At 70.4% G+C, this 20,761-nt stretch carries 17 protein-coding genes; 3 read left to right on the top strand and 14 right to left on the bottom strand.

What is annotated here, in order from left to right:
• Window positions 1-92: 92 nt before the first annotated feature.
• Window positions 93-1,514, bottom strand: a complete 1,422-nt coding sequence (locus tag AL2_RS16515) for an NAD(P)/FAD-dependent oxidoreductase (protein WP_210747831.1) — start codon at window positions 1,512-1,514, stop codon at window positions 93-95.
• A gap of 46 nt (window positions 1,515-1,560) precedes the next feature.
• Window positions 1,561-2,802, bottom strand: coding sequence for an FAD-dependent monooxygenase (locus AL2_RS16510; RefSeq protein ID WP_067634750.1), 1,242 nt, complete (start codon window positions 2,800-2,802; stop codon window positions 1,561-1,563).
• A gap of 92 nt (window positions 2,803-2,894) precedes the next feature.
• On the opposite strand from AL2_RS16510, the gene AL2_RS16505 reads away from it, so the two are divergent.
• A complete protein-coding gene (locus AL2_RS16505; protein ID WP_067634749.1) occupies window positions 2,895-3,269 on the top strand; it encodes a VOC family protein in 375 nt (124 codons plus the stop codon).
• Between the two features lie 34 nt (window positions 3,270-3,303).
• Here the strand turns inward: AL2_RS16505 and AL2_RS16500 are convergent, their stop codons facing one another.
• The 12 genes from AL2_RS16500 to AL2_RS16445 all read right to left on the bottom strand — a co-directional run bounded on the left by AL2_RS16500 (window position 3,304) and on the right by AL2_RS16445 (window position 15,249).
• Window positions 3,304-4,713, bottom strand: coding sequence for a vanadium-dependent haloperoxidase (locus AL2_RS16500; protein WP_067634748.1), 1,410 nt, complete (start codon window positions 4,711-4,713; stop codon window positions 3,304-3,306).
• A 62-nt stretch (window positions 4,714-4,775) separates the two neighbouring features.
• Window positions 4,776-6,407 carry a flavin-containing monooxygenase gene (locus AL2_RS16495; protein WP_067634747.1) on the bottom strand — a complete coding sequence of 544 codons (1,632 nt, stop codon included), beginning with the start codon at window positions 6,405-6,407 and terminating at the stop codon, window positions 4,776-4,778.
• A gap of 105 nt (window positions 6,408-6,512) precedes the next feature.
• A complete protein-coding gene (gene phzG, locus AL2_RS16490; RefSeq protein ID WP_067634746.1) occupies window positions 6,513-7,148 on the bottom strand; it encodes a phenazine biosynthesis FMN-dependent oxidase PhzG in 636 nt (211 codons plus the stop codon).
• 37 nt (window positions 7,149-7,185) lie between these two features.
• The gene (locus tag AL2_RS16485; protein ID WP_067634745.1) at window positions 7,186-8,037 is read right to left on the bottom strand and encodes a PhzF family phenazine biosynthesis protein; all 852 of its coding nucleotides are present in this window, start codon (window positions 8,035-8,037) and stop codon (window positions 7,186-7,188) included.
• Window positions 8,034-9,950 (bottom strand): anthranilate synthase family protein, encoded by a 1,917-nt coding sequence (locus tag AL2_RS16480; RefSeq protein WP_067634744.1) that lies wholly within the window; start codon window positions 9,948-9,950, stop codon window positions 8,034-8,036. The genes AL2_RS16485 and AL2_RS16480 overlap by 4 nt, the downstream gene beginning before the upstream one ends.
• Window positions 9,947-10,570 (bottom strand): isochorismatase family protein, encoded by a 624-nt coding sequence (locus AL2_RS16475; RefSeq protein WP_067634743.1) that lies wholly within the window; start codon window positions 10,568-10,570, stop codon window positions 9,947-9,949. Before AL2_RS16475 ends, AL2_RS16480 begins: the two co-directional genes overlap by 4 nt.
• A gap of 23 nt (window positions 10,571-10,593) precedes the next feature.
• The gene (locus AL2_RS16470; protein WP_083946580.1) at window positions 10,594-11,799 is read right to left on the bottom strand and encodes a 3-deoxy-7-phosphoheptulonate synthase; all 1,206 of its coding nucleotides are present in this window, start codon (window positions 11,797-11,799) and stop codon (window positions 10,594-10,596) included.
• A gap of 29 nt (window positions 11,800-11,828) precedes the next feature.
• Window positions 11,829-12,317, bottom strand: a complete 489-nt coding sequence (locus tag AL2_RS16465; RefSeq protein WP_067634742.1) for a PhzA/PhzB family protein — start codon at window positions 12,315-12,317, stop codon at window positions 11,829-11,831.
• A 263-nt stretch (window positions 12,318-12,580) separates the two neighbouring features.
• Window positions 12,581-12,772, bottom strand: coding sequence for a hypothetical protein (locus AL2_RS16460; protein WP_067634741.1), 192 nt, complete (start codon window positions 12,770-12,772; stop codon window positions 12,581-12,583).
• A complete protein-coding gene (locus AL2_RS16455; protein WP_067634740.1) occupies window positions 12,769-13,350 on the bottom strand; it encodes a hypothetical protein in 582 nt (193 codons plus the stop codon). The genes AL2_RS16460 and AL2_RS16455 overlap by 4 nt, the downstream gene beginning before the upstream one ends.
• Window positions 13,351-13,587: 237 nt before the next feature.
• Entirely contained in the window at window positions 13,588-13,917 is a 330-nt protein-coding gene (locus AL2_RS16450; RefSeq protein WP_168444575.1) for a hydroxyisourate hydrolase, read from the bottom strand.
• Between the two features lie 417 nt (window positions 13,918-14,334).
• Window positions 14,335-15,249, bottom strand: a complete 915-nt coding sequence (locus tag AL2_RS16445) for a sigma-70 family RNA polymerase sigma factor (RefSeq protein ID WP_067634738.1) — start codon at window positions 15,247-15,249, stop codon at window positions 14,335-14,337.
• Window positions 15,250-15,456: 207 nt separating this feature from the next.
• Here AL2_RS16445 and AL2_RS16440 point away from each other — a divergent pair, with 207 nt between their 5' ends.
• Window positions 15,457-17,193 (top strand): DHA2 family efflux MFS transporter permease subunit, encoded by a 1,737-nt coding sequence (locus tag AL2_RS16440; protein ID WP_067634737.1) that lies wholly within the window; start codon window positions 15,457-15,459, stop codon window positions 17,191-17,193.
• A gap of 500 nt (window positions 17,194-17,693) precedes the next feature.
• Complete coding sequence (locus AL2_RS16435; RefSeq protein WP_168444576.1) at window positions 17,694-20,699, top strand: AfsR/SARP family transcriptional regulator; 3,006 nt, start codon at window positions 17,694-17,696, stop codon at window positions 20,697-20,699.
• Window positions 20,700-20,761 lie beyond the last annotated feature (62 nt).

Here is a 20,761-nt window from a genome sequence, read left to right as displayed (position 1 = left end):
CGACGAACGCGGCGCGCCTCCCGGGGGACGGACCCCGGGAGGCGCGCCGGTCGCCGGGACCGCGGGCGGTGCCCGGTGCGCCCTAGGGCCTCCTAGCCGGCTTCCCGCTCCCGGGAGCCCGCGTACAGCAGCGTCAGCTTCGGCTCGATCGACAGGTAGAGGCCGGCCAGCGAGCGGCCGGGCGCGTCCGGCGGCTGGAGCATGTTGACGTTGTGGTTGGCCAGCGGGTTGCCGCCCTCGGCGCCTTCCCCGACGAGTTCCTTGGCGACGGCGTCGTAGGCGCGCTCCTGGTCCATGGCGTCGGCCAGGTCCTCGACGCCGGCCGTGATGTGCAGGAACGCCTCGTGCAGTTGGAGGTTGCTCTTCTCCCGCCTGCTCAGCCGCTGCGCGTTGAAGAAGTGCTCGTCACGGCCGCGGTAGGCCTCGTAGAACACCGAGACCAGGACGAGGAGGCGCTCGTACGCCGTCCGGTACGCCTGCTCGTAGAAGCTCATCGCGTCCGCCTCGCCGACCCCGTCGCGCAGGATCGAGGACAGCGTCGCGGCCGACAGCAGCGCGCTGTACATCGCCAGGTGGACGCCGGTGGACAGCAGCGGGTCCAGGAAGCACGCCGCGTCGCCGGCGAGCAGGTATCCCGGGCCGCCGAACCGGTCGGTGACGTAGGAGTAGTCGGTCTCCGCCTTCACCTCGGTGCTGAGCTCGGCGCCCTCCACCAGGTTGGAGATCAGCGGGCTCTCCGCGATGTGGCCGCGGTAGATCTCGGCCAGGTCCGGCTGCTTCGCCTGCTGGGCGCGCAGGTGCTCCTTGGTGATGACCGCGCCGACGCTGACGGTCCCGTCGTGCAGCGGGATCTGCCACAGCCAGCCGTGCGGGATGGAGCACACGCCGATGCCGCCGGACGGCCCGTGCCCGAACGGCCGGGTGTTCCTCCAGTAGCCCCACAGCGCGACGTTCTTGAACACCTCGTGGTGGCGGCGGCTGTTGTGGTGCTTGGTGGCCAGGAGCCCGGCCCGTCCCGACGCGTCGAGGACGTAGTCGAAGGCGACGGTCCCCTCGGCCGCCTCACCGTTCTCCTTGCCGGTGCGCTCCCAGCTCGCGCTGACCGCGCGCTCGCCCTCGAAGGCGATCTTGCGGACGGCGACGCCCTCGTGCACCTCGACGCCCTCGCTGCGGGCGTGGTCGAGCAGCAGCCGGTCGAAGTCCTCCCGGCGGACCTGCCAGCTGTACTCGGTGCCGAAGAGCTCGCTGAACCGGAGCTCCCAGTTCTCCTCGCCCCAGGCGTAGTACGCGCCGCCCTTGCGCTGGAAGCCGAACGCCTCGATCTTCTCCCGCGCGCCGATCAGATCGAGGATCGGCAGGCACGAGGGCAGCAGGGACTCGCCGATGTGGTAGCGCGGGAAGTGGTCGCGCTCCAGCAGCATCACCTGGAATCCCTGACGGGCGAGCAGTGTCGCGGCGGTCGTCCCCGCCGGCCCGCCGCCAATGACAAGAACCTGGACGGATGTGCGCACCATGTCGATGCCCTCCTCTTGCTGTTTCCCGGCGTGTGATCGTGATGGGCTAGGACTCGGTCCCGGTGCCGCTTTCGACGACATCGCGGTAGCCGGTGGTCACCGCCTCCAAAGCGGCGGCCTTGGCTGCGTCGTCCACGCCGGCGCGGGCCGCCAGGTCGCGCTCGGCGGTGTCCATGTCCCGGTTGGCCTGGATGATCGCGGTCGTGGCGGGACGGCGGACGGCTTCGTAGCGGTGCAGCGCGGCGGCCGCATCGTCGTCGCGGGCGAGTTCGGCGGCGAGGACGGCGGCGTCGAGGACGGCCTGCGACGCGCCGTTGGCGCCGATCGGGTACATCAGGTGGGCGGCGTCGCCGAGCAGGGTGACCCGGCCGGTCCCCCAGCGGTCCAGCGGGTCGCGGTCGACCATGGGGTACTGCAGGATCCGGCCGCTGCGGGTGAGGACGTCCGGGACGCTCAGCCAGCCGAAGTCCCAGGCCGAGAAGTGCGGCAGGACGTCCTCCAGCCGGCCCGGACGGTCCCAGCCGGCGTCGCCGGACGCGCTCGTCGCGCCGGCGGGGACCAGGCACACCCAGTTGAGGAGCGCCTTGCCCCGCCGGGCGTGCGCCGCCGAGCAGGGGTAGGCGACCAGCCGGGCGCCGTGCTCGTCGTTGGCCAGGATCATGGTGCGGCCGTCGAGGAACTCGTCCAGCTCGGTCAGGCCGCGCCACATGTGGATGCCGGCCGCGCACAGGGCGGTCCGGCCGGGGTGGAGCTGGGCGAGGACCGCGGAGTTCAGTCCGTCGGCACCGATCAGCGCCGCGCCGTCGACCGCCGCCACGGGCCTCCCGGCCCGGTCGCCGAGCTGGACGCTCACGCCGCCGGGAGTCTCCGTGAAGCCGGTCACCCGGGATCCGGAGCGGACCGCGTCCGGGCCGAGCCGGTCCCGGACCGCGTCCAGCAGCATCATCTGCAGTTCCCCGCGGTGGAGCGAGTACTGCGGGCACGGATGACCGGCCGCGACGCCCCGCGGTTCGGTCCACAGGGTGGTACCGGCCCGGTCGAGGTAGCGGTGCTCGCGGGTGGCGATGCCGCTGTCCGCCAGAGCGTCCCCGAGGCCGAGGGCGGTCAGTTCCGCGATGGCGGCGGGCTGGATGTTGATCCCCACCCCGAGCGGGCGGATCTCGCGGGCGGACTCCAGCACCGTCGCCGTGAGGCCGTGCGCGTGCAGGGCCAGCGCCGCGGTCAGCCCGCCTATCCCGCCACCGGCTATGACAATGTGATTTCCGGCGCGCTTTCCGTATGCATCCATGTCAAATCTGCCGTCCTGCGAATAAGATGTCATCGAACAGTTCCAGCGACCATCGGAAAGGGCACACGATGATCACCAATCCGCGTTTGGCAGTGCTTTACGTCGCCGATCAGAACAGGACGCTGGAATTCCTGACGGAAACGCTCGGCTTCGAACTGACGGCGGACGTTCCGTACGGCGACGGCCGGCGCTGGGTCGAGGTCAGCCCGCCGGGGGCGCGGACCCACGTGGCGATCGCCGGCGTCGAGCCGGCCACCCTGCAGGTCCTGCGCGAACGGGCCGGACGGATGACCCACGGCTGGTTCGACTGCGACGACCTCGACGCCACCTGCGCGGACCTGCGTGCGCGGAACGTCGAGATCGTCGTGGAGCCGGAGGCCGCGCCATGGCGGGAGAACAGCCGGTGGGCGCAGATCCGCGGGCACGACGGCAACCTCTACGGATTGACCGAGCGCACCCGCCCGTAGCGGACTACGCCCCGCGGCACTTTCCAGCCCGCCGCTAGGGCTGGAGGTGCTCCTGCATGAATTCGTAGGCGCGCGTCCCGATTTCCGTGGCGAACGGCTTCACGTTCTCGATCGCGGAACGGAAGTGCACGCCGCCCCAGTGCCTGCTCATTCCGCAGTCGGTGGAGAGTTCCGTCCAGGTGTCCCAGCTCAGGACCATGTCCTCGGACGGCGTCAGGCCCGGCTCGACCACCGACGACCCCGCCTTCACATGGATCTCGGAATTGATCTCGTCGCCGCCGAGCAGCAGCCGCGCCGCCTGGGTGTAGGCGCCGCAGAGCGAGGTCGAGACCGACGGGTACTCCGGGTGGTCCGGAGTGGTCAGGTAGCTCTGCCACTCGTTGCCGGTCATGTCGTGGACGGTGCCCTTGCCCGGACCGCCCCACGCGGATACGGGCTTGTCGCCGTACAGGTAGCGGATCGCGCTGAACGGCCGCACCGAGTCGTAGGCGGCCTTGTAGTGCCAGTCCACGATGGCCGCGTCGAAGATGGCGACCTCGACGGTCGCCAGGTACTGGACGAACTCGCCGATCTCCATCGGCTTGGTCCGCAGCGCGGTCGTGCCGGCGATGACGCCGAGCGTGAAGAACTTGTCGTTGAACAGTTCGGCCAGCACCTTCTGCCGGTCGGTCAGCCCCGCCGACACGGCCAGCACCTCGTCGGCCTGGCGCCGGTACGCGTCGATGTTGCGCACGTCGCTGTTGACCGGCGGGTCGAGCCGGAACTTGGCCGGATCGGTGAAGGTGAACGGCGTGGCGAGGCGCATCTGCGGGGTCACCGCCTGCTGGACGGTGAAGACGCCGTTGCCGTAGGGGTTCAGGTTGGGCTGCCAGTGGGACGGGTCGGACAGCTCGTACGCCGTGTTGACGGGCCTGTATCCGGTGTAGTCCCGGAAGGGCTGCGGGTGGTACTTGCGCCCCTCGTACCCCAGCCGGTTCATGCCGTCGTTCTCGCGGGCCTCGATCATTCCCCGGGCGGCGAGGTTGCCGATGCCGACCGGCGACTCCTTGTCCTCGGAGTTGTCGTCCGGGTTCAGCCCGACCGACTCCATCATCGCGCGCCAGTCGTCCCTGCCGTGCGGAAGGCGGTCCAGGAGGATCCGGTAGGCGGCGTAGAGCACCGCGACGTTCTTGTTCCGGTTGTTGCACTCGATCTCCGGCCGGTGGCCGAGGTCCGAGTAGATGCCCACCGCCGGGCGGTAGTACGGCGCGACGGCGTCGAACCAGGTGACTTCGAGGGCCATGGTGAAGTCCGCGACCAGCGAGGCGTCGCTCCCCGATTCGGAGACGCGCATACGGGACTCGGCCTGGAGCGCCGGGAAGATCACTTCGACCGCGGCGTTCCCGTTCTCGAAGTCGAACGGCCCGACGTCGGGCCGGAAGTACCGGGGAGTGTAGTCAGCCATGTCCGATCTCCATTTCTGTGCGCGGAAAGGGGACCGCCCGGCCGGTCGGCCGGGCCGTCGGGTCATGCCGGCTGCTGGTCCTCCGCCCGCGACGGGTCGCCGAGGACGAACCCGTCGTAGCCGGCGTCGGCCGCTTCCTCCAGCTTCTTGCGGTACGTCGCGAGCCCGGCGACGTAGAACTGCAGCCGCTTCTTCTTGCCCGGGATGTTGCCGCCGTTGATGAACGAGTCGACCTTCGAGAACAGGCTGTGCTGGGCGATCTGGTCGCACGTCGCGGTCCACGTCTTCTCGGCGCTCTCGGTCGCCTCGATGTACCGCTTGCCGTCGTCCAGCGCCGTCTTGATCAGGCCGGTGATCCAGTCGACCTGGGTCTCGATCCCGGGCGGCAGGTTGCTGAAGACGGTGCACGGACCGAAGATCATGAACATGTTCGGGAACCGGTGGCAGGAGATGCCGAGGTAGCTGCCGCTGCCGTCCTTCCAGTGCTCCTGGATGGTCACGCCGCCGCGGCCGCGGATGTCCATCTGCCGGTAGGTGCCGTCGAACGCGTCGAACCCGGTCGCGAAGACCAGGACGTCCAGTTCGTGCTCGACGCCGTCCTCGGTGAGGACGCCGTCGGGGGTGATCTCCCTGATCGGGTTCTCCTTGAGGCTGACCAGGGAGACGTTGTCCCGGTTGAACGTCTCGTAGTAGTCCTCGTTGCTGACCGGGCGGCGGGCGTAGTACCCGCTCGGCATCAGCTTCCGCGCGGTCTCCGGGTCCCGGACGATCTCCTTGATCTTCGACCGGATGAAGTCGGCCGCGGCCGCGTTGGCGTCCGGGTCGAGCGCGATGTCGGAGAACGTCTCGAGCATGAAGCGGAACGCGTTGCCCTTCGCCCAGGCCGCCTCGAAGACGCGCCGGCGCTCCTCCGCGGAGATGCTCATCGCGGGTACGTGGCTCTCCATGAACCCGGCGCCGACGTAGGAGGTCCAGACCTCATCCCAGATCTTCTGGTGGTTGGCCCGGTAGTCGGCCTTCTCGTCCTCGGTGAACGGGGCGTTGCCGTTCGGGACGACGTACTGCGCCGTCCGCTGGAAGACCGTCAGGTGGGCGGCCGTCTTGGAGGCCGCGCAGATGAACTGGGTTCCGGTCGAGCCGGTGCCGATGACGCCGACGCGCTTGCCGTCGATCGTGAGGTCGGCGGGCCAGGTGGCGGTGTGGACGAGGCGCCCGCGGAAGGTGTCGCGTCCCTTGATGTCGGGGTAGTACTCGGCCGACAGGGGTCCGAGCGCGGTGACGACGAAGTGCGCGGTGTGGGTCTCGCCCCCGCCGGTCGTGACCGTCCAGATGCCCTCGGCCTCGTCGAACACCATCGAGTCGATGCTGGTGTCGAGCTGGATGTGCTCGCGCAGGCCGAACTTGTCGACGATCGACTCCAGGTAGGCCTGCATGTCGGCCTGATCGATGTAGCGGTTGTTCCCGATCGGTTCGGCGATCGTCTCCTTGTCGAACGAGAACCGGTAGACCAGGCCCTCGCTGTCCGACTTGGCGCCCGGGTAGCGGTTCCACCACCAGGTGCCGCCGATGCCGCCCGCCCGGTCGAACGCCCGGACGGTGAGGCCGAGCTCGTTGCGGAGCTTGTGGAGCGCGTAGATTCCGCCCATCCCGGCGCCGATGACGATCGCGTCGAGTTCAGGGGTCTTGTCCGCCATGGGGGGTACTCCTCTGTGTCCCAGACTGATGCGGGGCAACGCACCCAGGGCGGTACCGCGATCGCGGTACCGCCGGGGTTGACGTGAAACGGGCCGGGGTGCCCGCTAGGGCTGCAACCTGCTGGTCTTCCAGCCCGCTGCGGCCCGGTCGTAGCGCAGCCGCCGATGCAGCCGGCCGGACGACGCGGACCAGAATTCGACGACGGCCGGCTCCAGGCGGTAGGCGGCGAACCGGTCCGGCCTGGGCAGCGGGCCGCCGCCCTCCGCCAGCCGGCCGGCCTCGGCGTGGAGGCCGGCGACGTCCTCAAGGGGCTCGCTCTGCCGGGACGCCGTCGTCATGGCGTGCAGCGGGGCGGGGCGGGCGGCCCAGAGCCGGTCCGCCTCGGCCGCGTCCAGCATGGCCACGGGACCCGACACGATCAGCTGCCGGGCCAGCTCCCGCCAGTACAGCAAGCCCGAGGCCCAGCCGGTCTGTGCGATCTCCCGGCCCTTCTGGCTGGTGCTGTGGCTGGTGAAGACCAGGCCGCGGCCGGTGGCCTCGACGATCGTCACCATCCGGTTGGAGGCGCGGCCGCCGGCGTCGGACGTGGCGAGCGCGAGCGCCAGCGGCTCGCGCACCCCGGCCTCGGTGGCCGCCGAGATCCACAGCCGGGCGAGGGCCATGGGCTCGTCCGGCGGTTCGGCATATTCGGGGAAGGACTCGTCCAGGACGCCGGTCAGGCTCTCGTACGTCCGGCTCACCGCTGCCTCCCTTGTCCGTCAGGCGTCGAGTCGCTGGTCAGGCGTAGATCACGCCTCGGGCGACCGGGACGCCCGATCCGGCGACCCGCACGGTCGTGATGCGGCCGAGGGCGCAGTCGGCCCGCGCGCGCATGAGGGACCGCCGGCCCATCTCGACTCCCTGGTGGATGGCGATCCACTGCCCGAAGGTGATGCGCCCGTGGCGGGCGAGGTGGATGGCGAGCGGTCCCGCGGCGGAGCCCGTGGCCGCGTCCTCGGTCACCCCGTAGGCCGGGGAGAACATGCGGAGGCGCCATTCCGCGCCGTCACGGGCGAAGCAGTTGGTCGCCATGTCGGGGAACGCGGCCAGGGCGCGGTGGTCGGGATCGACCTTCGACAGCGCCTCCACGCTGTCGAGCCCCACGAAGACGTGCCGGGGCCCGTTGCAGTAGATCTCCACCGGGAGCTCCGGGTCCGGGACGCCCAGGGCCGACAGCAGTTCCTCGGTGCGGTCGAACTCCGACCAGGTGGGCACCGGCTGGGTCATCTGGGCGGCGACGATCCGTCCGTCGAGACGTTCCAGCCGGAAGGGGATGGTGCCCATCTTCGTCTCCAGCCAGAGCCGGTGCTCGTCGACCGATTCACCGAGTGCGACGGCCGTGCCGAGCAGCGGGTGCCCGGCGAACGGCAGCTCGTTGACCGGTGTGAAGATGCGGACGCGCGCGTCGCCGCCGTTCTCCGGCGGCAGGACGAACGTGACCTCCGACAGCTTCATCTCGCCGGCGATGCGCTGCATGCGCTCAGCGGTGAGGTCCTCGGCGTCGAAGAAGACGGCGACGGGGTTGCCCTGCAGCGGGGTGTCGGTGAAGACGTCGATCACCGTGTAGTGGTGCGTCTGATCCGGTGTCATCCGCTCAGCGCCCTTCTGATCGTCGACCCGAGGATGCGCGGGCCGTTCTGCGACAGCACCGACTCGGCATGGAACTGGAGGGAGGCGAAGCGCCGGCCGCGCAGCGCGTGCACGTCGCCCGTCTCCGGATCGCGGCAGACCTCCACCGGGCCGGCGCCGCCGGGCTCGATGCGGTCGCACGCCGACCAGGCCGTGAACGTGTTGTAGAACCCGACCCTCTCCCGGCGTCCGAACAGGTCGATCGGCAGCTGGACACCCTGGTTCGGCGCGTCCCTGCGGCGCAGGCCGAGGCCGAGCCGCATGCACAGGACCTGGTGGCTCAGGCAGACGGCGAGGAACGGGCGGCGGCCGGCCAGCAGGGCGCCCGCCGCCGCCGACAGCCGGTCGATCTTGCGCAGGCGCGGGTCGCCCGGATCGCCGGGGCCCGGTCCGAGGACGACGAAGTCGTAGTCCTCGAACGGGGGGATCTCGTCGTGGCGGCGCACCGTCACCTTCATGTCCAGGCTGCGCAGCTGGTGCTCCAGCATCGAGGTGAAGGTGTCCTCGGCGTCCACGATCAGCGTCTCGCAGCCGGCCAGGTCGGGGAAGGCCGGCGCCCGTCCGGCGCCGTCCCCCAGCCAGAAGCCGGCGATGGAGGTGTTGCGCCGTGCCAGCGCGTCCCGCACACGCGGATGCGACTCCAGCCCGGACGGCGAATCGGCCTGCAGCGCGGTGAGCATTCCGGCCAGCTTCGCGCGGGTCTCGGCGACCTCCGACGCCGGATCGGAGTGGCGGACGAGCGTGTTGCCGACGCCGATCCGCATCCGGCCGCCGCGGTCGATGTCGGCGGTGCGGATGAGGATGGCCGAGTCGAGGGTCCGGCGGCCGGCCGCGTCGTGGCCGATGCAGGCGGCGACCCCGCTGTAGTAGCCGCGGCCCATCGGCTCGTGCCGGCTGATGACCCGGCACGCGTTCTCCAGCGGGCTCCCGGTGACGGTCGGGGCGAACATGGTCTGCCGGAGGATGTCGCGGACGTCGCGCCCGCTCCTGCCCTCGATGAAGTACTCGGTGTGCGCGAGCCGCGCCATCTCCTTGAGCCGCGGGCCCACCACCCGGACGCCCGGCTCGCAGATCCGGGTCATCATCTTGAGCTCCTCGTCCAGGACCATGTAGAGCTCCTCGGACTCCTTCCGGTCGGCGAGGAAGTCGAGGACGCCGGGCACCGTGGGGCCGGACTCGGGGTAGCGGTAGGTGCCGCTGATGGGGTTCATGGTGGCGACGCCGTCGTTCAGCGTGACGTGCCGCTCAGGCGTGGCGCCCACGAACGTCCGGTCGCCGGTGTGGACGAGGAACGTCCAGTACGTGCCCGACTCGATCAGGAGCAGCCGCCGGAACAGCGCCAGTGCGCTGCGCGGCGTGTAGCCGGCGATGTCGGTGAGGAAGAACCGCTTGATGACGAAATTCGACCCCTCGCCCTCGCCGATCGCCTCCTTGATCACCCGGCGGACGGTGTCGGCGTAGGCGTCGTCCGGCACGTCGAAGCGTCCGTCCGGCACGGCGATCGGCAGGTCGGGGATCCGGGCGAGCACCTCGGCGACCGGCGCCGTCGCGTGCCGGGTCACCGTGATCGTGATCAGCGGGGCGCCGTCGTCCGCGCACGCGAAGCCGCGCTCGCGGATCTGCCGGTACGGGATGATCGCCAGCACGTCGGGGCCGGCCGCCGCTCCCGCCGGGACGTCGCCGGGGCCGGGGAGCGCGATGTCCGCCAGCGCGGTGACGTGCGCGACGTCGCCGGCGAGGACGTCCACCAGCCCCGGCCCGTTCGTCTCGGGGCGGTGCAGCAGCGCGAAGGCGGGAGCCCGCAGGTCCAGCACGGCGCCGAGCAGATCGTCGCCCGCCGCGCCCGGCCGGGCCGCACCGCCCGCGCCGGTCACAAGAACACCTCCTTCGCGCTCACCACCGCCGCGCAGGACTCGGCCGCGTAGTCCAGCGCCATGCGGTGGTGGGCGGCGCTGAAGTCGGCGACGGCGTCGCCGACCACGAACGTCTGGAGGTCGTTGCTGTACGCCTCGACCGCGGTGATCAGCACCCCGAGGTGCGCGTACACGCCGCAGACGATCAGCTGGTCGCGCCCGCTCCGGCGCATGCGGTCCAGCAGGTCGCAGCCGAAGAAGGCGCTGTAGCGGCGCTTGAAGAACATCCAGTCGGCGGCCTCGGGGTACAGCTCGTCGGTGACGAGCCGGTCGTCCGGGGTGCTGCTCATGCCGGGCCCCCAGAAGTCCTTGAGCAGGCCGCGCTCCTCCTCGCTCATGTCGCCGGGCTGCGCCGAGTAGGCGACCTGGACGCCGAGCGCCGAAGCGCGTTCGCGCAGCTGCGCGATGGTCGCGACGAGCTCGTCCCGGGTGGGGCCCGGCAGGGGCCGGATGAAGAAGCGCTGCATATCGTGAATGAGCAGGACCGCCCGCGCGGGGTCCGGCGTCCACTTGGCGACGTTGGGCGGCAGGTCGCCCAGGCCGGGGATCTGGTACGTCTCGATGCGGGGTATGCCGGGCATGAGGGCTCCTCCCTCTCGATCGGTCAACGTCGGCTCCCCCAGGCCGAGATCACCGCGACCGCCTGCCAGAGCGTGAGCCGCGGGTCGCAGAAGGTCCGGTACCGGTCTCCCACCTGGCCGAAGCCGCTCTCGTCGACGACGCACTCGGTGACGTCGTCGGGGGTGGTCTCCAGGTGCAGCCCGCCCGCGACCCCGCCGCCGGCCTGGACCGCGGGCACGAAGTCCGCGACCTCCCGCATGAGCGTCTCGACCAGGCGCGTCTTCCAGCCGTCCGGTGTGACGACCGTGTTGGCGTGCATCGGGTCGCACAGCCAGATGACCGGGTGCCCGGCGGCCTTCACCGCCTCGACGAGCGGCACCAGCCGGCAGGCCGCGAGGTCGGCGCCCATCCGGGGGATGAGGGTCAGCCGGCCTCGCTCGCGTTCGGGGTCGAGCCGTTCGCACAGGGCGAGCAGCTCGTCCCGCGTCGTCTCCGGCCCCATCTTGCAGGCCAGCGGATTGGCGACCTCGGCGAGCAGGGCGACGTGGGGGCCGTCCGCCTGCCGGGTCCGCTCGCCCACCCAGGGCCAGTGCGTCGAGCCGAGGACGAGCGCTCCCGTCTCGTCCTGCCGGACCAGCGGGACCTCGTAGTCGAGGAGCAGCGCCTCGTGGCTCGTCCAGATGGGCGGGCCGCTCTGCGGGAGGCTCCGCGCGCCGCGCCAGCCGAGGTACTCCATGATCTCGCTCGCTGCCATGTATCCGGTGAGGATGCGCAGCGGGTCGGGCTCCCGGCTCTCCGGCGTCGGCGCCGGATCGTTGACGAGATGGCCCCGGAACGCCGGGAGGACGAGGTCGCCGACCTTCTCGGTGGGTCTGCTGCGCGGTTTGGCGAACTGCCCGCCGAGCCGCCCGGCCCGCACCACCGGCTTGTCGGTGATGGCGGTCAGCGCGCCGGCCAGCGTGTGCAGCGCGGCGGACTTCCTGCTGAGGTGCTCCGGCGTGCACTCGTCCGGGTCCTCGGCGCAGTCCCCGGCCTGGACGACCAGGGACCGCCCCTCCGCGACCTCGGCGAGCAGCGAACGCAGGGTCATGACGTCCCTCGCCCGGACGAGCATGGGACGGGACGCCAGCAGCTCGCGCATGCGCCGGACCTGTGCTGGATCGCTCCAGTCGGGCTGCTGGAGGGCGGCCCCGGATTCCAGGCTCAGGTGCAGCTTGCGCAACTCGTGTGCGGACTTCGCCTTGTTCATCGGTCTCCACCCGTCGAGGGCGCGCGGTGCTAGGTCGGGATTCCCTCTCGCTTGACCTCGGGAATCGGGATGCCCAGTGCGCGCAACTGCTCGAACGGGTTCATGAACTCGCGCTGCTGCCTGATCTTTCCGTTCTCCAGCCGGAACGAGTGCAGGAAGTGGTTCGTGTAGTGGCCTTCGGGGTAGCCGGGGAACCGGATGGCGCCCTCGCCGTCGCATTCGACCCAGAAGAAGTTCGGGTCCTGCGTCTCGAAGACCTCGATGTTGATCCAGGCCCAGTCGGGGAAGCATTTCAGCGACCAGACCGCGTGCTCGGCGAGGCGGTCCCGGCCGTGAATGGCGATGGGCTGCCCGGTGTCATTGGTCCACAGACCGCCGACGCCGTCCTCGGTGAAGAGCAGGTGCCGGCGGAGTCGGTCCTGTCCCCTCGTGTTCATGTACTTCTCGACCGTCATGCGGTTCAGCTTCCGAAGGTCGGCTTCCTCGCCGCCGCCGGGGAATTGGGCGTTGTCAGGCATGATGGGCCTCCGACGATTGTCGTCGCGCAGGGTTTGCGGCAGACCGCACATGCGGGGGTGACATGTGCGAGGGGAAATGAATTGGCCGGAACCAGGGACCGTCCGCGTGATCGACCGGGCTGTGGCTGCCGAAGGCCTTAAGGCGCCTCGGTCTCCGCGAATGATTCGGGCATACCTCTGCCGCTTCCTGCAGCGTGACAGTTCTGCCGGACGGCGTCAAGGGCCCACTTGGCAGCGGTCGCAATTTTCATCATTGGCGCAGCTCACCGCCTCGACGTGTTCTTGGCCATCAGCTCGTAGAGCTCGTCCAGGTCGTATTCCGCCCGTCTCGGGCTGCCGTAGCGAGTGAGCTTGCCGCGGCTCGCCCATTTCCTGATGGTCGCCACGGCGACGCCGGCGGCGAGCGCGGCGAGTTCGGTCGGCACCGTGATGCGTCCGCTGGGCGCCTGCCTCATGGCGTGCTCCTCCCGGCGGCCGCGCCACCGGCGGGCACGTCCAGCCGGCGGCGGAGGTCGAGCCACTGCCGCGGCTGCCAGCTGTGCCCGGCGTCGCAGCGCACCTGGGGCACCGCGCCCTGGCCGCCGGCGCCGACGGTGGCCCGGACCGTCCCGCCGCATCCGTCCGTCGCGCAGCGGCCGAGGTCGACGGTCCGGCCGCGCGCCGGATCCAGCGCCCGCTTCGCGTCCGCGACGAGGGCGGCCATCTCCTCGGCGAAGTCGGCGACGGCCTCGTGGCGCGCCAGCCAGTCCAGATGGGCTTGGAGGAAGGAGGTGAGCGTCTGCACGTCGAGGCGGCCGAGCCTCATCGCGCCGCGCTCGTCGATGATCATCTCGCACCAGGAGGAGAGCACCCGGACCGTGTCGCTGCGCACGGTGGCGGTGACGTCGTCCAGGCAGATCCCTCTCGGCCGCCGGCCGCGCACCATCCCGATCGGGTGCTGCCGGCGCACCTCCAGGTCCTGCTCGCAGGCCAGGTAGAGCGCGGGCAGGCCGGCCAGGTGGCCGGCCAGCAGACTCCGGCAGGGGGCGCACAACCGCGAGCCCCGGGCCGCCGCCCCTCCGGACAGGGACGTAGCGCACGTTCGAATGACACAGATCTGCCGCATTGCCAGACCCCCGTCTCGCTCGTTCTCACGTCGGCCGGCCGTCTTGACCGGCCACCGTATGGACGATCGGACAGGGAGGAATCGCGGCGCTATCGTGCGCCTATCGGCGTTCTTCGCCGGGGGCCGGCCGAGTCGCCCGCCGGGAGGGCCGGCGGCCGTTTCGGCTCACCGGAGGCTCCAGGTGGCGTGCGTGAACGGCGTAATGAACGTGCCGACCCGGTAGTCCGGCTCCGTGCCGTCGATCCGGACCACGATCGAGACCTTCTTGTAGCCGGCCACGATCCCCTGGCTGGTGTAGTACGCGTCGACGTCCAGCTCCACGTCATAGCATCCGCCGCCGCCGGGGATCTTCGGGGTTTCGGACGAGTACGTGAAGTTCCCGTCCGGGTCGGTGAACCCGTGCAGGCGACGGCCCGGCTCCCCCGCGGGCCGGCCGAGGACGGACACCTCGACGCCCTCCGCGGGACGGCCGGACACTCCGTCAATTACGCTCACCGTGATTTTCACCGTTGGTCGACTCCAGGCGAATGGGGGCCTGAATGGCGCTGTGTCGGCCGGCGGGCAGCCTCTGCCCATGACGTCTCTATTCGACGTACCGGGCCTTCACGGCTCTCTGCGAGAGTATCATGCGAGCGCCTTTGCGCCAGTATCATATCCTTATCGTATGGCTTTTACTAGCCTACTGACGGGTGTTACTGAAGGAGAAAACTTTCATTAGAACGCTCCATCGGCAGTGGTGCCGGCCAGGGCGATTCCAAGGTATTCGCTGCCTGCTGCCCCAATCAAGCACGGCCGCATGGCGTGCACCGAAACCGAGATGACGTGCTATCCATGATCATGAAGTTTCCGCGGCGCACGATCACGAACAAGTAGGTCATGTCCGCTGAGATCAGGCCGAGCGTGGCGAATCGGTCAGATCGCCGGGTCGTCGTGAAAATCGGGGCAGTGCACCTGCACCTTGCCGAGCCTCTCCGGGGCACCGATGATGTCGATCTCGGTAACGAGGCCGTCGTCGCCGACGGTGAGGTCGATGACCGCCAGCAGCCGCCCGCGAGGCGCGACGACGACGCCGACGCCGCCGTTCACCAAGGCCACGTGGGCGGACCGCGCGAGGGTCGAGTAGAACACCGCGTCCTCGGCGACGCTGCGGGCGCCGTGGATCACGGCCTCCGCGCCCGCGCGCAGCACGGCGTGGTCCGCCCGGCGGATGACGTCGGGCGCCAGCACCGTCAGCAGGGCGCGCAGGTCGCCGGCCCGCGACGCGGCCAGGAAGGCCGCGACGACCTTCCGCTGCCGGGCGAGATCGGCCGCGGGCATCTTGACCGTGCCGCGCACCCGGCGCCGGGCGCGGCTGGCCAGCTTCATCGCCGCGTCCGGCGACCGCTCGACGATCTCCCCGATCTCGGTGAAGGGGACGCCGAACAGGTCGTGCAGGACGAAGGCGACGCGCTCGGCGGGGCCCAGCTCGTCGAGGACGACGATCATGGCGAGCCCGACGGACTCGATCAGCATCGCCTCGTCCTCGGGATTGGCCGGGTCGTCGTGGCCGGTCCGCCGGTCGAGCTCGGCGAGGACGCCCATGTCGGTGAACTCCTCGCCCCGGCGCTGGCGCGACCGCAGCATGTCGAGGCAGACCCGTCCGGCGATCGTGGTCAGCCAGCCCCGGACGCTGACGATGTCGCTCCCGTAGGCGCGGCTGGCGCGCAGCCACACCTCCTGGACGGCGTCGTCGGCCTCGTGCACCGAGCCGAGCATGCGGAAGGCCACGGCCCTCAGGTGGGCGCGGCAGGCGTCGAACTGCTCGGCCAGTTCCGCCTGACTGTCCATCGGTCACCTTCCGTCATCGCCACCAGGGTGGGGGCTGAGCGGGGTTCACGTACCCCTGTACCGCGGTTTCCATACGGGTGCCGGGAGTGGCCGACGCGCGTAGCGTAGATGATTCCGAACTTCGCGGTCAGGTTCTGCCGCGCCGGATCGTCTTGCCTATGAGGGGCAGCGCATCCGCCTCTCGGATCGACTGGAGGTGGAGACGTCATGGCGCACGATGAACGGGGCCAGCCGGGCCCCGCGGCTACCGAGGACGGGGAGGCGCGGGAACTGGATCCGCGGCGCTGGCTCGCCCTCGTCATCCTCGTGGGCGCGGGATTCATGGACATGCTCGACGTGACGATCGTGAACGTGGCGGTCCCGAGCATGCTGCGCGACCTGAACGCCGAATATTCGCAGATCGAATGGGTCGTCGCGGGCTACGTGATCGGGTTCGCGGCGCTGCTGGTCACCGGCGGGCGGCTCGGCGACATCTTCGGGCGCAAGAAGCTCTTCCTGATCGGCGTCTCGGGCTTCACCCTCGCGTCGCTGCTCTGCGGGACGGCCGTCAACCCGGAGATGCTCATCGGGGCGCGGCTGTTCCAGGGCGCCATGGCCGGCCTGATGGTCCCGCAGGTGCTCGCGATCGTCCATGTCACCTTCCCCGCCAATGAGCGGGGCAAGGTCCTCGGCATCTGGGGCTCGACGCTGGGGTTCGCGTCCGTGGCGGGCGTGATCATCGGCGGCCTGCTGGTCCAGGGGGACGTGTTCGGGCTGGAATGGCGGACGATCTTCCTGATCAACCTGCCGATCGGGCTCACCGCGCTGGTCGCCGCGTGGTTCGTCCTGCGGGAGTCCCGTTCGCTGACGGCGCCGAAGCTGGACCTCGTCGGCATGGTGATGGCCGTGGGCGGCATCCTGCTGCTGATCTATCCGCTGATCAAGGGCCGCGACCACGGCTGGCCCGCGTGGATCTTCGCGATGATGGCCTCCTCCGCGGTGGTCCTGGTCCTGTTCGTCGCCTACGAGCGGCGGCGGACCAGGACGGCCGGGTCGCCGCTCGTGGTGCTCAGCCTGTTCCGCCGCCAGGCGTTCACCTCGGGCATGCTGGTCTACCTGATCTTCTGGATCTCGCTCGGCGGCTTCTTCCTCGTGTGGACGCTCTACCTGCAGCTCGGGCTCGGCTGGACGCCGCTGCACGCCGGGCTGACGGCTGCGATCTTCGCGGTCGGCGGCGGCGCCGGGTCTGGTCTCTCGGTGGAGGTCCTCACCCCCCGGTTCGGCCGCAAGGTGCTGATGGCGGGCGCGCTGCTCAACGCCGCCGGGTTCACCTGGTACGCGCTGGCGGCCGGCCACTACGGTCCCGGCATCGGCACCTTGGAGATGGCGGGCCCGCTGCTCGTCGCGGGCTTCGGGTTCGGGCTGGTCATCGCGCCGATCGTCGACGTCATCCTCGCGGGTGTGCACCAGCACAACGCCGGGTCCGCCTCGGGGCTGCTCAACACCACCCAGCAGGTCGGCTGGGCGCTCGGTGTCGCCCTCGTGGGCGTGCTCTTCTTCGCCCAGCTGGACCATGACTCCGGACGGGGCGTCGACGAGGCCGCACCCGCACTGAGGCAGCAGCTCAGCGCGGCCGGGGTTCCGGCGCAGAACCAGGACCAGATCCTCGCCGGCTTCCGGACCTGCGTACAGGACCGTTCGGCGGCGGCCGACCCGACCGTCGTGCCCGCGAGCTGCCAGCCCAGGGCAGGTCAGCCCGCCGCGTTGCAGCAGGCGCTGACCGAGGCCGGAGTCAAGGCGAACGCGCACAATTTCTCCCGGACGTTCGCGGTCACGCTCTGGTACGCGATCGGCATCCTGATCGTCGTGTTCCTCGGGATGTTCGGCCTGCCGCGCAAGGCCCGCGAAGGGGAATCGGACGACGCTCTCCCCGCCTACGAACCCGCGGATGCAACGGGGCGCTGACTCGGCCGTCCCACCCCTCGCCGCCGCTCCGGACGAACCCCCCGTCGTACGGAGCGGCGGCATTACTCGTCCATATTTCAACCACATAGCGCCGACCGTCGGCCTGATGGTGAAAATTGGACGAAGTTTCCCACTGAAGACGGTGCGCAAAATTCAACTGCGATACTCCGGTTGATCTTCAACCCACCGCATGCCGACCTCACAACCACATCTTGGACATCGCCGACCACAGGCGGGGGCGGCGGCCACGTTCCGTGTCCTTGGAATTGCCGAACGGTGACATTCGCCGCAATTGACTATTGTTGCGCTTTTGGTTTATCCTGCGAGTGGGATTGGCTGAGACCGACCGCTCCCATGGATTCGGAGATAACGTCCCGCGCGTCGGTCCCGACCGGTCCGCCCGATCGTCGTACTCGTTGCCGACTACAGCGAGCGCCCTGGGTGGGGTTATGAAGTTCACGTTGCTTGGTCCACTGGAAGTCCTGATCGAAGATCACCCGGTGACCATCGCAGCTTCTCGCCAGCAGATCGCGCTGGCGCTTTTACTTCTGGAGGCGGGACACGTCGTTTCCGTCGACCGGATAATAGACGCGCTGTGGGGCGACAAGCCGCCGCGCACCGCGAAGAGCCAGGTGCAGATCACGATCTCGGCGCTGCGCCGCCTCCTCGGCGAGTCGGCCATCGTGACCCGGCCCCCCGGATACCTGATCAGGGCGTCCGCGGAGACCATCGACCTCGCCCGCTTCGAGGAGCTGACGGCCGCCGCGGCGCGGGCGGCCGGCGAGCAGCGCTTCGCCGAGGCGGTCCGCGACTACCGGGAAGCCCTCGCGCTGTGGCGCGGGCCCGCCCTGGAGGGCCTGAACAGCGAGGCCATCCAGAGCGCGGCGACACGGCTCAACGAGTGGCGGATCTCGACCCACCAGGACTGCCTGGAGCTCGAACTCCGGCTCGGCCGGCATCACGAGATCATCGGCGAGCTCACGGAGCTCGTCGCGGAGCATCCGCTGAACGAGCACCTGCGCGGCCGGCTCATCCTGGCGCTGTACCGGGCGGGCCGGCAGGCCGACGCGCTCGAGACGTTCCGCGTCGGACGCGTCGTCCTGCAGGAGGAGCTGGGCATCGATCCCTGCGCCGAGCTCTGCCGCCTGGAACAGGCGATACTCAGCCGCGACGCACGGATCGACCTCCCCTCCGCGGGGCCGTCCGCCCTTCCGGCCGGCGACCCCGCCGCCACGGCCGCGGCCACACCCGTCCCGCGCCAGCTGCCGCGGACCATCGCCGACTTCGGCGGGCGCGAGGAGATCCTCGAAAGGGTGTCGCAGATCGTCGCCGGCCAGGACGCGAGCAGCGGCTCGCCCGACGTGCCGGTGGTCGTGCTCACCGGCCGCGGCGGGGTGGGCAAGACGGCGCTCGCCGTGCGCGCCGCGCACCTGCTCAGCTCGGACTTCCCCGACGGCCAGCTGTTCCTGCAGCTGGGCCCGAGGACGCCGGACAGCAGCGCCTCCCTCGTCGAGCGGCTGCTGCGCTCGCTCCGGCTGCGTCCGGACGCCATGCCGCCCGACCTCGAAGGCCGGGCCGCGATGTTCCGGAGCGCACTCGCCGGCCTGCGCGTGCTCATCGTCATCGACGGCGCGGTCCGCAACGACGACATCACCCCGTTCCTGCCCGGCACCCGCGGCTGCGCCGCGATCGTCACGTGCGGCCGGCACATCAGCCAGCTGGAGGGCGTCCATCAGATCCATGTGGGGCCGCTGGACGAGTCGTCCGCGAGCGACCTGCTGATGACGCTGGTCGGGGAGCGCCGGATGAACGCCGAGCCCGAGGCCGCGCGCGAGCTGGTCCGGCTCTGCGAGGGCATCCCGATGGCGCTGCGCGTCGCGTCGGCGAAGCTCCGCGCCCGCCCGCACTGGCCGATCTCGCACATGGTCGGCCAGCTCCGGGACGAGACGCGGCGGCTGGACGAGCTGTCCTTCGACGGCGCCAGCGTCCGCGCCTCCATCGCGGTCGCCTACGACCTGCTGGACGAGCCGGTGCAGCGGCTGCTCCGGCGCCTGAGCCTGGTCGACACGGCCGACTTCGCGTCATGGGTGGGCGCCCCGCTGCTCGACACCGACCTCGCGTACGCGGAGTATCTGTTCCAGCAGCTCGTGGCGGCGCACCTGGTCGAGCCGACGGTCACGGGCGACGGCGTCATCCGGTTCCGCCTGCACGACCTGGTGCGGATCTACGCGGCGGAGCAGTGCGCGGCCGACGAGTCGACGGCCGACCGGCTCGATGCCCTGCGGCGGCTGCTGCGCTGCTGGCTGTTCCTCGCGACCACGGCCCACCGCCGCATTTACGGCGGTGACTTCGCGATCGTGCACGGGACCGCCGAGCACTGGCCGCTGCCCGAATGCGATCTGATTCTCCAGAACCCTCTCGAATGGTTCAGGACAGAGCAGAACTCGTTGGCCGCCGTTGCCTTCCAGGCCGCCCGGATCGGAATGGACGAGCTGTGCTGGGACCTGTCCTGCACTGCCGCCATGGCATCGGAGTCCAGTCTCCGCTGCGACGACTGGCGCGACTTGTACGCCAGTGCGCTGAGCGTCGTCCGCGGTGCCGGCAACAAACGCGGCGAGGCCGCGCTGCTGTATTCCCTGGGCACGCTGGAGACCGGCGTGAAGGTGGCCGCGGCGGACCGGCACCTGACCCGATCCCTGAAGATGTTCGACGAATTGGACGATCGGAAATGCCGGGCGATGGCGCTGAGCGGCCTCGCCCACACCGACGCCCTGAGGGGCTACTACGACAAGGCGATGTCGCGCTACCTGCAGGCGATATCCGGTTTCCGCGAGATCGAGGATCTGGCCGGCGAGGCGCACACGCTCACGCTCATGGCGCAGATCAGTGCCGACCGGCGCGAGTACGCCACCGCGGAGAGCATGCTCAACGACGCGTTCCTCATGGCCCGCAAACTCGGTGCGCCCTGGCTCTGCACGCGGGTCGACCACGCGCTGGCCGAACTCCAGTTACGCAGGGGACACGCGGAACCGGCGGCCGACACGCTCGCCTCGGTGCTCCGCTCCACCAGGGAGACCGGTGACGTCGTCGGCCAGGCTTGGGCGCTGGTCTCGCTGGGATGCGCACAGCGCACGCTCAATGACTTCGGCCGCGCCGAATCCGCGCTCGGCGCGGCACTCGACCTGGTCGGCCGGACGGGCAACCGGCTGATCCGGGGACGGGTGCTGCTCGAATTCGCCGAACTGCACGTCGCCAAGGGCGAGCGTCAGTCGGCGCTGACCCGGGTCGAGGGGGCCGTCGCGGTGTTCCGCAAGCACGGTGCCGGCGGCGTGTGGCATGCCAGGGCGCTCGAACTGCTCGGCCGCGTCCACGCGGGGGCCGGACGGCCGGGAGCCGCGACGCGCGCCTGGGGTGCGGCGGCGGACCTGGCGCGCGGCACCGACCCCGTCCTGGCCGGTCAGGTCGCCAGATCACTAGCGCGCGTCCGGGCGACGGCCACCGAATAGGAACCTTCCAAAGCCAACACCCAGGGCGATCCCAGGCAGTCAGAGATTCATCGGCCGGGTCG

Source organism: Actinomadura latina NBRC 106108 (assembly GCF_001552195.1).
GTDB lineage: Bacteria > Actinomycetota > Actinomycetes > Streptosporangiales > Streptosporangiaceae > Spirillospora > Spirillospora latina.
The sequence above is the reverse complement of the archived record's forward strand: the minus strand, read 5'-3'. Positions and strand labels throughout refer to the sequence as shown.

Excerpts from the sequence above, each read along its gene's own strand:
- AL2_RS16515 (WP_210747831.1), bottom strand. The coding sequence starts at position 1,514 with ATGGTGCGCACATCCGTCCAGGTTCTTGTCATTGGCGGCGGGCCGGCG.
- AL2_RS16460 (WP_067634741.1), bottom strand. The coding sequence starts at position 12,772 with ATGAGGCAGGCGCCCAGCGGACGCATCACGGTGCCGACCGAACTCGCC.
- AL2_RS16485 (WP_067634745.1), bottom strand. The coding sequence starts at position 8,037 with ATGACACCGGATCAGACGCACCACTACACGGTGATCGACGTCTTCACC.
- AL2_RS16440 (WP_067634737.1), top strand. The coding sequence starts at position 15,457 with ATGGCGCACGATGAACGGGGCCAGCCGGGCCCCGCGGCTACCGAGGAC.
- AL2_RS16510 (WP_067634750.1), bottom strand. The coding sequence starts at position 2,802 with ATGGATGCATACGGAAAGCGCGCCGGAAATCACATTGTCATAGCCGGT.
- AL2_RS16470 (WP_083946580.1), bottom strand. The coding sequence starts at position 11,799 with ATGAACAAGGCGAAGTCCGCACACGAGTTGCGCAAGCTGCACCTGAGC.
- AL2_RS16500 (WP_067634748.1), bottom strand. The coding sequence starts at position 4,713 with ATGGCTGACTACACTCCCCGGTACTTCCGGCCCGACGTCGGGCCGTTC.
- AL2_RS16445 (WP_067634738.1), bottom strand. The coding sequence starts at position 15,249 with ATGGACAGTCAGGCGGAACTGGCCGAGCAGTTCGACGCCTGCCGCGCC.
- AL2_RS16475 (WP_067634743.1), bottom strand. The coding sequence starts at position 10,570 with ATGCCCGGCATACCCCGCATCGAGACGTACCAGATCCCCGGCCTGGGC.
- AL2_RS16495 (WP_067634747.1), bottom strand. The coding sequence starts at position 6,407 with ATGGCGGACAAGACCCCTGAACTCGACGCGATCGTCATCGGCGCCGGG.
- AL2_RS16465 (WP_067634742.1), bottom strand. The coding sequence starts at position 12,317 with ATGCCTGACAACGCCCAATTCCCCGGCGGCGGCGAGGAAGCCGACCTT.